Raw genomic sequence first — 10965 nt, forward strand, 5'->3', positions numbered from 1 at the left:
GGCGGCCGGGGCGGTCGCCTTCGCGGCCCGCTGGCAGAGCTGGACCCAGCCGTCGAGCTCGTTGACCGTCGACTGGGCGTCCGGTCCGCGGCCGTCGGCCGGACCGGCGGCGGTGGCGGACGCGTCACCCTCGGCGGGCGCCTCTCCCACCTTCGAGGGACGCACCGCCGACGTGGACGCCTGCGCCACGCACTGAACCGGCCGCCCCCGGCCGCTCCGGCGGCCTCACCTGCGACGTCCGCAATTGCTCGGCCGCGAGCGGTACTTGCCGCCGCACTGCCGGAACATGGCGGAGATCACACCGGGAACGACTCCCCCGCGCGGCTCGTCTAGTGTGTCCGGATCGGCCCGTCCGCACACGGGTGGTCCGTAGCCGTGACCGGTCGAAGGGAGGGACCCCCGTGCACGAGGAGCAACCGGATGCAGGCCGGTACCGGGTGGACCCCGCCCCGGGCGTCCCCCGGCAGCGCCGCCGGGCCGCCGAACCGCCCGCGGCTCCGGGCGCCGCACCGGCCCCGGAGGGCCGCCGGGACAGCCGGCGGCGGGCGGCCGCGATCGCCAAGCGCAGCCGGCGCCGACGGGCGCTCAAGTGGACGGCCGGGGCGGGCGCCCTGGTGATGGTGGCGGGCTGCGGCGGGGCGTACTACCTGTACCGGCACTTCAACGACAACCTGACCTCGGTCAAGGTCCAGCTCGGCGACGAGTCCGAGCGCCCGCCGGCCGCCGGGGACGCGCTGAACATCCTGGTGATCGGCACGGACAGCCGGGAGGGCCTCGGGCGCGAGTACGGCGACGAGGGCAGCACCGGGCACGCCGACACCACGCTGCTGTTCCACATCGCCAAGGACCGCTCCAACGCGACGGTGATCAGCCTCCCGCGCGACCTGATGGTGCCGATCCCGGAGTGCCAGAACGCCCAGGGGAAGAAGATCCCGGGCTCGGCTCGGCAGGAGTTCAACGAGAGCCTCGGCCAGAACGGGCGCGACGCGGGCTGCACCTGGAAGACCGTCGAGAAGAACACCGGGATTCGGGTCGACCACTTCGTGCAGGTCAACTTCGAGGCGGTGAAGACCCTCTCCACCGCCGTCGGCGGGGTCGAGGTCTGCGCGGCCAAGGACATCAACGACTCCGGCTCCCACCTCAAGATGACCAAGGGCCGGCACGTGGTCCAGGGCGAGGAGGCGCTGGCCTTCGTCCGCACCCGGCACGCCGTCGGCATGGGCGGCGACCTCACCCGGATCCCGCTCCAGCAGCAGTTCATCAGCTCGATGATCCGCAAGATCAAGAGCGACGACACCCTGACCAGCCCGACCAAGCTCTACAAGCTCGCGGACGCCGCCACCAAGGCGCTCACCGTGGACTCCGGCATCGGCAGCGTGGACAAGCTCAAGGACCTCGCGCTGGACATCAGCAAGGTCGACACCAAGAACATCACCTTCACCACCGCGCCCGTCCTGGACGACCCCAAGGACGAGAACCGGGTGATCCTCAAGCAGCCGGACGCCGGGCAGCTGTTCGCGATGGTCGCGGGCGACCGCTCGCTGACCGAGACCCCGGCCGTCCCGCCCGCGCCCGAGGCGCCGGCCACCGGCGCCGCCGCCGCTCCGCCGGCCCCGGCCGCCCCCACCGCGGCCGCCCCGGCCCCCACCGCCGACACCAAGGGCGTCCAGCTGACGGTGCGCAACGGCAGCGGCACCCGCGGGCAGTCCGGGCCGACCGCGGAGAAGCTCCGGGCGAAGGGCTTCGCCAAGGCCGCGGTGGGCAGCGACGCACCGCCCGCGGCGACCACCACGGTGTCCTACCCGGCCGGTCTGGAGGCCGAGGCCAACGCCCTGGCCGCCGCCCTCGGCCTGCCCGGCGACGCCGTGCGTCCGGCCACGAAGTCGGACCCGAAGGGCGGACTGCTGCTGGTGCTCGGCAAGGACGTGCTGGCCGCCCCCGCCACCCCGGCGGCGGTGCCCACCGAGGCGCCCGAGGACCTCCAGCGGGTGCAGGCGGACGACACCGACGTCTGCGCCAAGTAGCTACGGGAGAACGAGGGTTCCGTCCTCCTCCTCGCGGTAGCGCTCGGCGGTCCGGGGGCACTGCCAGAAGCCGTCCCCGGCGGGCCGCAGCGGCTCGCCGGCCCGGCCCACCCAGCCGATCCGGCGGGCCGGGACGCCGGCGACCAGGGCGAAGTCCGGGACGTCCCGGTGCACCACGGCGCCGGCCGCGACCAGGGCCCAGCGGCCGACCGTCACCCCGGCGACCAGCACCGCCCGGCCGCCGATCGAGCAGCCCTGACGGAGCGTCACCCCCTCGGCCCGCCAGTCGAGTTGGCCCTTGGGCCGGCCCTCGGGGGTGATCGCGCGCGGGTACCGGTCGTTGGTCAGCACGGCGGCCGGGCCGATGAACACCCCGTCCTCGACCACGGCCGGCTCGTACACCAGCGCGTGGTTCTGCACCTTGACCCGGTCCCCGATCCGCACGCCGGGGCCGACGTACGCGCCGCGGCCGATCACGCAGTCCGCACCGACCACCGCGTCCTCGCGGACCTGGGCGAGGTGCCAGACCGCCGTCCCGGCGCCGATCGCGGCCCGCTCGTCGACGTCCGCGCTCGGCTCGATCCGGGCGGTACCCGCCCCGTCGTCAACTGTCGCCATGCGCACCGACGATAGCGGTGCCGACCGGCGCCGGACGCGGGTGACGGGCGGGGTGCCGAAACGAATCGGCTGGTGTTCGGGTCAGCCGGCCTTCGAGAGCACGTCCTTGGCGGACGGGCCGACGCTGGCGATCACTCTTCGGGCCAGCGAGCGCGGTGAGGTCAGGAAGCCGAAGCCCCAGCTGAGGTGCATGGTCGCGAGGGCCACCGGGAGCAGCACCCTGGCCCGGAACGACAGGCCGCGGCCCTCGACCACCGAACCGCCGAGGATGCCCAGCAGGTACGCGCCGGGCACCGCGAGGAAGGCCGGGTGGACGGCGACGCCGAGCACCAGTCCGAGGGTCACCGCCGCCAGCGCGGCCGGCGGGGCGAGGTAGCGCAGGTTGACCGAGCCGCGGTGGTAGCGGGTGACCACCCGGCGCCAGCGGCCATAGTCCTTGTACTGCTTGGCCAGCGCCCGCACCGAGGGGCGGGGCCGGTACGTCACCTTGAGCTGCGGGGTGAACCAGACCAGGCCGCCGTCCTGGCGGATCCGGTAGTTCAGCTCCCAGTCCTGGGCGCGGATGAACTCCTCGTTGTAGCCGCCGAGCCTCTCCAGCACCTCGCGCCGGAACACCCCGAGGTAGACGGTGTCCGCCGGGCCGGCCAGGCCGCCGGTGTGGAAGGCCGCGTTCCCGACGCCGATCTTGGAGGTCATCGCGGCGGCGACCGCGTTCTCCCACTCGGTCTCGCCCTCGGCGTACATGATGCCGCCGACGTTGGCCGCGTCCATCTCGCCGAGCAGCCGGACCGCCGTGGTGATGTAGCCGGGGGTGAGCAGGCCGTGGCCGTCCACGCGCACGACTATGGGGTGCCGGGAGCCCCGGATCGCGGCGTTCAGCCCGGCGGGCGTCCGGCCGGTGGGGTTCGCCACCGTCCGCACCCGCGGGTCCTCGGCCACCAGCTCGGCCGCGATCTCGGCGGTGCGGTCGGTGGAGGGGCCGAGGGCGATCACCACCTCCATCGGCCCGGGGTACTCCTGGTCCAGGATGCGCCGGACCGCCGTGCGCAGGTGACGTTCCTCGTTGAGCACCGGCATGATCACGGAAACAGCCGGCAGCTCCTCAGCAGCCTTGGTGTTCATCGGGGCCAACCGTACCGGTGCGGACGCGTCCCCGTCTTGTCCCGGTCTGGGCGGCCCGGGACGCCTCGCGGCGCGGCACCGGCGCTGTGATCAAGGACACCGTACTCCCCCTTACGCGCAGGCCGGAACCGGTGTGGATCCGGTGCCGGTCCGGGGCGGATTCAGAGTGCGTAGTGGGCGACGGTGAACACCGCGTAGCCGGTCAGCGCGAGCCGGTTCACCAGGTGCTGGGGGCCGCCCAGCCGGTCCGGCAGGGCCCGGGCCGGGCGCAGGTCGGGGCGGTGGGCGGCGGTGGCGACGGTCCGGGCCACCGCCACCGGGTCGTACCGGCCGCCGAGGCGGGTGGCCAGCCAGACCGCCGGGCGGCTGAAGAAGGAGAACTCCCGGCCGCCGTGCAGGCGGATGGTGAGCAGGTTCCGGTGCACCGCCGCCGCGGAGATCTCCGCCCAGCGGTAGCTGCGGGTGCGCAGCGCGGTGGCCACCCGCAGGCCGTCGCGGTCGGCCACCAGCTGCCAGGACAGCGTCTGGGCGCAGGCGAGGATCGCCAGCGAGCCGATCCACAGCGGGCGCAGCAGCCCCTCCCACCAGCCGTCGTCGTCGAGCAGCACGACGGCGGTGGCGACCAGCAGCGCCGCCAGCGGCCCGGCCGCCGCCCGCAGCGGCAGCGGCATCTCCCAGCGGTGGGCGGCCAGCGGCACGGCGTCCGGGCCGGCCTCGGGGGCGGCGGCGACGGTCTCGGCGGTCAGCGCGGCGACGGCCAGTTCGCGCTCGCGGTAGCGCCCGGAGCGCCGACCGAAGCGCGGGGCCCGGGCGGCGGGAGCGACCACGGACGCCACCCAGTGCGGGTCGCCGTCCAGCAGGCCGGGGCGGACGAGGAGCTGCTGGTCGGGCCCGTCCGGGCCGACGTACAGCACGGCGGGCACGCTGCGGCCGGCCCGGGCCAGCCACGCGGCGGCCTCGGCCGGGGTCGCGCGGTCGAACAGTTCCTCGTCCTCCTCGTCCTCGTCGTGGTCGTCGGGTTCGAGCCCCGGGTCGGGGTAGTCGTCGTCCTGGTCCTCGGTCAGCAGGTCCTCGGGCACCCAGGCCGGGCCCTCGCCGTCCGGCGCGGCTCCGTGCGCCCAGCGGTACCGGTAGCTCTCGACCAGCCGCCAGAGCCCGGGGCCGTCCGGCGGGCCGTCCAGCGGCAGCACCAGCAGGTCGCCGCGGGCGTCGGCGCGCACCCGGACGGCGAGCGCGGGGCCGGCGCCGACGAAGGCGGGCCCGGTCCGGCGGGCGCTCGCGACGACGGCCGAACCGAGCAGCACCAGGCCGGGCAGGGCGATCAGGCCGCCCGCGCTCAGCTGGCCGGAGACGTCGTAGTCGTCGCCCAGGGCGCGCACCGAGTCGCCGTCCACCAGCAGCGGGACGGGCTCGCCGGGCCGGGGCCGGTGCTGCCACCAGACGTCCAGGGCGGCGGTGCGCTCGGGGCCGCCGCCGGGCGGCTGGAAGCGGACGGTCAGCACGCCGTCCCGGTCGCTGTCGCCCGCGGTGCCGGTCACCCGGGTGGCCCGCTCGGCGGCGGCGTCGGACCGGGCCTGCGCCCAGAGGCCGTACAGCGGGAAGGCCGCCGCGACCACCAGCAGCAGCACGCCGAGGGCGCGGCGCAGCACGGGCGGGCCGTCCCGGTGGACGGGCGAGGGCGCGCCGGCGGCCGTCCAGGGGTACGGGACGGGCGGGGCCATCAGCTCGTCCAGCTGCTGGCGGGCGCGGCGGCGGCCGGCCTCGGCGCCGAGCAGCACGGCGGTGAGCAGCACGTGCAGCAGCACCGCCGACCAGCGGGCGAGCGGGGTGACCAGGCCCTCGGGGAGGTACCAGAGCAGCGCCAGGACGACCGGCGGGACGAGCACCCGGACCCGGGCCCTGGTGGCCAGCAGGACGATCTCGGCCAGCACCGACCAGCCGGCCAGCCCCGAGCCCCAGGTGTCCCGGCAGACGTTCTGGACGTTGCACCGGCCCACGTCCGGCTCCACCGCTCCGGCCAGCACCACGAAGGCGATCGGCACCAGCGCGAGCCAGCGGCCGTCCAGCCGCCAGGCCGTCCGGGCGGCGCGCCAGCGGGCGGCGGCCGCGCCGGTGAGGGGCGCGGCGCTGGGCAGGGGCGGGGCGTCCGAGGGGAACATCGGACGATCATCTCAGCATTCCGGAAACGGACCGCAGGCCCGGCGGGGGCGGAGCCCGGCGGGAGCGGAGCCCGGCGGGGGCGGCGACGGCGCAGGGGCCGGGTGCTGTGCGCACCCGGCCCCTGTCCCCCGTCCCCCCGCTTCCCCCCGTTTCCCCCTCGTTTCCCCGGGGACCCCCGTGCCCCGGGGCCCGGCGCCCCCCGACGCCGGGTCAGTCCGTCGCGATGGCCGCGAGGACGTTCATCCGTCCGGCCCGGAAGGCCGGGACGAGGGCGGCGAACAGGCCGATCAGCACCGAGGAGACCAGCGTGACCGCCACCATGGTGGTCGGGACGGAGAGCGTCCCGAGGCCCTGGTCCCGCAGGACGCCCTGGACGGTGACCCCCCAGGCGAGGCCCAGCCCGGTGCCGAGGACCGCGCCGAACACCGCGATCACCACGGACTCCAGCCGGATCATCCGGCGCAGCTGGCGGCGGGAGAACCCGATCGCCCGCAGCAGGCCGATCTCCCGGGTCCGCTCGACCACCGACAGCGCCAGGGTGTTGACCACGCCGAGCACCGCGACCGTGATCGAGAGCGCGACCAGCCCGTAGATCAGGTAGAGCAGGGTGTCGACCTGGGACCGCACCAGCTCCTTGTACCCGGCCTGGTCCTTGACGGTCAGCTGCGGGTACTCCTTGAGCCCGTCCTGCAGGGCGGCCAGCGTCTTCGCGACGTCGGCGCCGGCGGAGGCCTTGGCGAAGAAGACGCCCACCGGCGGCTGCTCGGCGGCGGGGACCACCCGGGCCATGGTGTCCAGGTCCACGAAGGAGCCGTTGCCGAACAGCTCGCCCTTGGCGAAGACCACCCCGACCGGCAGCACCTGGGTGCGGCCCCTGCCGTAGTCGACGGTCACCCGGTCGCCGACCTTCAGGCCGTTGTCCTTCGCGAAGGCCTCGCCGATCCCCAGCGAGCCGCGGGCGACCGACTCCACCGCACCGGCCTTGGCGGTCGGCCGGAAGTCGGTGGCGAAGAAGGCGGGCGGCACGGCGTCCAGTTCGGTCCTCGCCTGCCGTCCGTCCGGCAGCTGGACCTTGGCGCGGAAGCCCTTCTGGACGGTGACGTGGTCGATGCCCGGGGTCCGGCGCACGATGTCCGTCATCTCGGCGGTGACCTCGGAGCGGCCGCCGTCGACGATGTAGTCCACGCCCACCGACCGGTCGATCTGCGCGCCGGCCGAGGTGACCGCCGAGGAGCTGAAGACCGAGGAGGCGACCACCAGCGCCAGGCCGATCATCAGCGCGGCGGCGGTGGCGCCGGTGCGGCGCGGGTTGCGCATCGCGTTGCGCTGGGCGAGCTTGCCGGACGGGCCGAAGACGGCCGGCAGCACCGCGCCGAGCACCCGGACGACGGCCGAGGCCAGCAGCGGGCCGAGCACCACGAAGCCGATCAGGGTGAGCACCACGCCCAGGCCCAGGTACCGGCCGCCGGTGGCCGCCTGCTCCGCCCCCGCGCCGAGCACCAGCAGGGCGCCGCCGCCCGCCGTCAGCAGCAGGCCGAGGACGGTGCGGGCCAGGTTGGCCCGGGTCTCGGCCGGGGTGCCGTGGTCGCGCAGGGCGGCCATCGGCGAGATCCGGCTCGCCCGGCGGGCCGGGAACCAGGCCGCGACCAGGGTGACCACGATGCCGAGCGCGTAGCCGGCGACGAACACGTCCGGCCCGATCCGCAGGTCGGCCGCCCTGAGGTCCATGCCGAGCGCGTTCATCAGCTTGATCAGGCCGACCGCGACGCCCAGGCCGGCCGCGACCCCCAGGGTCGAGCCGAGCACGCCCAGGATCAGCGCCTCGACCAGCACCGAGCGGTTGACCTGCCGCCGGCTGCCGCCGACGGCGCGCAGCAGGCCGATCTCCCGGGTGCGCTGGGCGACCAGCATCGAGAAGGTGTTGACGATCAGGAAGGCGCCGACGATCGCCGAGACGACGGCGAAGCCGAGCATCGCGTACTTCATGAAGGTCAGGCTGCCGCCGACCTGCTTGGTGTTCTCGTCCTTCTGCTCGGCCGCGGTCTTGGCCTGGTAGCCGTTGCCGACCGCGGCCAGCACGTCGGCCTTGAGGCGGTCGTTGCCGCGGCTGCCGTCGCCGAAGGCCTCGACCGAGGTGTAGGCCGCCTCGCCGAGCAGCACCTGCTGGGCGGTCGGGGTGTCCAGGAAGCCGAGCGCCGCGCCCGGGTTGGTGGTGGTGAAGGTGGCGATGCCGGCGATGGTGAAGTCGTGCTTGCCGCCGGCGTTCTCGACCCGGATCCGGTCGCCGAGGCCGAGCTTCGCCTTCTTCGCGGTGTCCGCGTCCAGCACCAGCTCACCGGGGTTCCGCGGCGCGTGGCCGGAGGTGACGGTGACCGGGTTGCGCGGGGTGTCGGTCCAGTTGCCGAGCAGCGTGGGCGCGCCGGTGGTCGGGCCGACCAGCTTGTTGGTGGCCGGGTCGACCAGGACGGCGTTGCCGACCATGACCTGGCCGACGGCCTTCTTCACGCCCGGTACCGCGGCGACCCGGTCGGCGAGCGCGACCGGGACGGTCGGCAGCCTGGCGGCCTGCGGCTCCTCGTCCTCGGCCGGCTTGGGCGGCTGGACCGAGACGTCCGAGGCGGTCGCGGCGAAGAGCTTGTCGAAGGTGCCGGTGGCGGTGTTCGAGAACACCAGGGTGCCGGAGACGAAGGCCACCGACAGCACGACGGCGACGAGCGAGAGCGCCATCCGGCCCTTGTGGGCGAAGAAGCTCCGCAGTGAGGTTCTGAGCAGCATGGTGGTGTCGGCCCGCCGCTCAGCTGGTGCGCTTGCCGTCGAAACGGCGCATGCGTTCGAGGACGGAGTCGGCGGTGGGCGCGTGCATCTCGTCCACGATCACGCCGTCGGCGAGGAAGAGCACGCGGTCCGCGTAGCCGGCGGCGACCGGGTCGTGGGTGACCATCACGATGGTCTGGCCCAGCTCGTCCACCGAGCGGCGCAGGAAGGTCAGCACCTCGGCGCCGGAGCGGGAGTCCAGGTTCCCGGTGGGCTCGTCGCCGAAGATGATCTCGGGGCGGGCGGCCAGCGCCCGGGCCACCGCGACGCGCTGCTGCTGGCCGCCGGAGAGCTGGGCGGGGCGGTGCTTGAGCCGGCCGGACAGGCCGACCGTCTCCACCACCTGGTCCAGCCAGGCCTGATCGGGCCGGCGCCCGGCGATGTCCATCGGCAGCGTGATGTTCTCCAGCGCGTTCAGGGTCGGGAGCAGGTTGAAGGCCTGGAAGATGAAGCCGATCTTGTCGCGCCGGAGTCTGGTGAGCTGCTTGTCCTTGAGGCCGGTGATCTCGGTGTCACCGATCCAGATCCGCCCGGAGCTGACCGTGTCGAGGCCCGCCAGGCAGTGCATCAGGGTGGACTTGCCGGAGCCCGAGGGGCCCATGATCGCGGTGAACCGGCCGCGCTGGATGTCGACGTCGACCGCGTCCAGCGCGGTCACCCTGGTCTCGCCCGAGCCGTACGCCTTGGTGACCTGACGGGCCGACGCGGCGACGGCGGACGCTCCGCCGGGAAGCTGGGGGTCGTACACGGCTGCTGCCGTCGTCACAGGACTCTCCTAAGGAAGATGCGCTCACCCGTTGGCCCCCAGCCTCACGGGCCCGCCCGCCGCGCGACATGGTGCGGGCGGTAGTCCTCGACCGGGAGTTGTCTCCACCCTCCCGGTGGACCTGGCCACCGGACCCGACGCGATCGGGCCGCTTCCTGGCGGGTGGGGATGTGTGATCCACGTTAGGAGTCGTCGGCGGAGGGCTCGTCATCCGCCGGAATGAAGCCGCTCAACCAAGGTTCTACGGGGCACCGGGCGGCTCCCCCTAGGGGGTGCCGCGGCCCGTCTCGGGGACGCCCCGTACGGGCCGCGGCGACGGTCCGTCAGCTCGCCAGCGCGGGTGCGGCCCGCCGCTCCAGGGCGGTGGCGAAGCCCTCCACGACCGGAGCCAGCAGCGCTTCGGTCTCGCGCTCCACCAGGGTCGTCCCGTCCTCCCGGGCGGTGATGTGGCGGTCGAGCACGAACCAGCCCTGGGTGATGTGGCCGGCGCCCATCGAGCTGAGCACCGGGCGCAGCGCGTAGTCCACCGCGAGGACGTGCGCGGGCGAGCCGCCGGTGGCGAGCGGCAGGACGGTCTTGCCGTCCAGCGCGTACTGCGGGAGCACGTCCAGCAGGGCCTTCAGCAGGCCCGAGTAGGCGGCCTTGTAGACGGGGGTGCCGATGACCACGCCGTCGGCGCGGGCGAACAGCTCGGTGACGGCGACGATCGCGGGGTGGTCGAAGTCGCCCGACAGCAGCGCGTGCGCGGGCAGGCCGCGGGCCTCGAAGGGGACGACGTGGTGGCCGCGCTCGGCCAGCCGCGCGTCGACGTGGCGCAGCAGGCGGGTGGTGCGGGAGGTGGCGGACGGGGAGCCGGAAACGGACAGGACGACGGCCATGGGTTCACCTCTGGCTGGAAGCGGGGGCGGCGCGGGTGCGGCTGGTCGCGGGGGCGGGTCGCAGCGGCTGGTCGCGGGGGCGGGTCGCGGTGGCGGGGAGGGTGCCGCGGTGGGGGCCGGTGCCGGGAGCGGTGCCGGGGGAACGGCACCGGGGGCGCTACGTCGGCGGACGTGCGGCGCGGGCGGGGATGCGACGGGCGCGCGTCAGCCGCGACAGAGCGAACAGGCCACACCGCGCCGCAGGTCGACGTGCCGCCGACGCGTGAGTGCCCAACGCTGATCCATGCCTGGAATGCAAACACGCCGTGTTCGAGCTGGTCAAGAAACGTTTCAGCAGCTGGAACACCGGGTGTCCGGACGTTTCGGCGGAACGATCCGGCGCGTGCATCAAAACTGCTACAAGAGGCCCGGCGGGCACCCCGGGGGGAGTCAGCCGGACCGGGGTCGGGCATCCTCGTCGGCATGAACACGTGGCAGGAGGGCCGCCCGGGGGGCGGCGGGAACCCGTACGGCGGCAACGGCGGAGGCGGCGCGGGCGAGCCGCCGCTGCCGGCCTCGCTGAACCCGCGCGGGCCGGGGGCGC

Annotated in this window: 8 protein-coding genes; 2 read left to right on the forward strand and 6 right to left on the reverse strand. The window is 74.7% G+C overall.

Annotated features, from left to right (window positions below; all coding sequences use genetic code 11):
• Both ABZW03_RS28230 and ABZW03_RS28235 read left to right on the forward strand, forming a co-directional pair.
• On the forward strand, window positions 1-196 hold a 196-nt coding region (locus ABZW03_RS28230), incomplete at its 5' end, for a hypothetical protein (RefSeq protein WP_355264074.1).
• A 205-nt stretch (window positions 197-401) separates the two neighbouring features.
• The gene (locus ABZW03_RS28235; protein WP_355264077.1) at window positions 402-2024 is read left to right on the forward strand and encodes an LCP family protein; all 1623 of its coding nucleotides are present in this window, start codon (window positions 402-404) and stop codon (window positions 2022-2024) included.
• Here the strand turns inward: ABZW03_RS28235 and ABZW03_RS28240 are convergent, their stop codons facing one another.
• The 6 genes from ABZW03_RS28240 to ssuE form a co-directional block, all read right to left on the reverse strand.
• Entirely contained in the window at window positions 2025-2642 is a 618-nt protein-coding gene (locus tag ABZW03_RS28240; RefSeq protein WP_355264080.1) for an acyltransferase, read from the reverse strand.
• Window positions 2643-2723: 81 nt separating this feature from the next.
• Window positions 2724-3764 carry a glycosyltransferase family 2 protein gene (locus ABZW03_RS28245; RefSeq protein WP_355264083.1) on the reverse strand — a complete coding sequence of 347 codons (1041 nt, stop codon included), beginning with the start codon at window positions 3762-3764 and terminating at the stop codon, window positions 2724-2726.
• 161 nt (window positions 3765-3925) lie between these two features.
• Entirely contained in the window at window positions 3926-5923 is a 1998-nt protein-coding gene (locus tag ABZW03_RS28250; RefSeq protein ID WP_355264086.1) for a hypothetical protein, read from the reverse strand.
• 211 nt (window positions 5924-6134) lie between these two features.
• Window positions 6135-8699 carry an FtsX-like permease family protein gene (locus ABZW03_RS28255; RefSeq protein ID WP_355264088.1) on the reverse strand — a complete coding sequence of 855 codons (2565 nt, stop codon included), beginning with the start codon at window positions 8697-8699 and terminating at the stop codon, window positions 6135-6137.
• Window positions 8700-8718: 19 nt separating this feature from the next.
• Window positions 8719-9504 carry an ABC transporter ATP-binding protein gene (locus ABZW03_RS28260; RefSeq protein ID WP_355264091.1) on the reverse strand — a complete coding sequence of 262 codons (786 nt, stop codon included), beginning with the start codon at window positions 9502-9504 and terminating at the stop codon, window positions 8719-8721.
• Between the two features lie 323 nt (window positions 9505-9827).
• The gene (gene ssuE, locus ABZW03_RS28265; protein ID WP_355264094.1) at window positions 9828-10382 is read right to left on the reverse strand and encodes an NADPH-dependent FMN reductase; all 555 of its coding nucleotides are present in this window, start codon (window positions 10380-10382) and stop codon (window positions 9828-9830) included.
• Between the last annotated feature and the right edge of the window lie 583 nt (window positions 10383-10965).

It is taken from the genome of Kitasatospora sp. NPDC004799 (assembly GCF_040609095.1).
Lineage (GTDB): Bacteria > Actinomycetota > Actinomycetes > Streptomycetales > Streptomycetaceae > Kitasatospora.

Bases quoted from the DNA above. Each gene is read 5' to 3' on its own strand.
- ABZW03_RS28250 (WP_355264086.1), bottom strand. From the start codon at position 5,923: ATGTTCCCCTCGGACGCCCCGCCCCTGCCCAGCGCCGCGCCCCTCACC.
- ssuE (WP_355264094.1), bottom strand. From the start codon at position 10,382: ATGGCCGTCGTCCTGTCCGTTTCCGGCTCCCCGTCCGCCACCTCCCGC.
- ABZW03_RS28255 (WP_355264088.1), bottom strand. From the start codon at position 8,699: ATGCTGCTCAGAACCTCACTGCGGAGCTTCTTCGCCCACAAGGGCCGG.
- ABZW03_RS28240 (WP_355264080.1), bottom strand. From the start codon at position 2,642: ATGGCGACAGTTGACGACGGGGCGGGTACCGCCCGGATCGAGCCGAGC.
- ABZW03_RS28245 (WP_355264083.1), bottom strand. From the start codon at position 3,764: ATGAACACCAAGGCTGCTGAGGAGCTGCCGGCTGTTTCCGTGATCATG.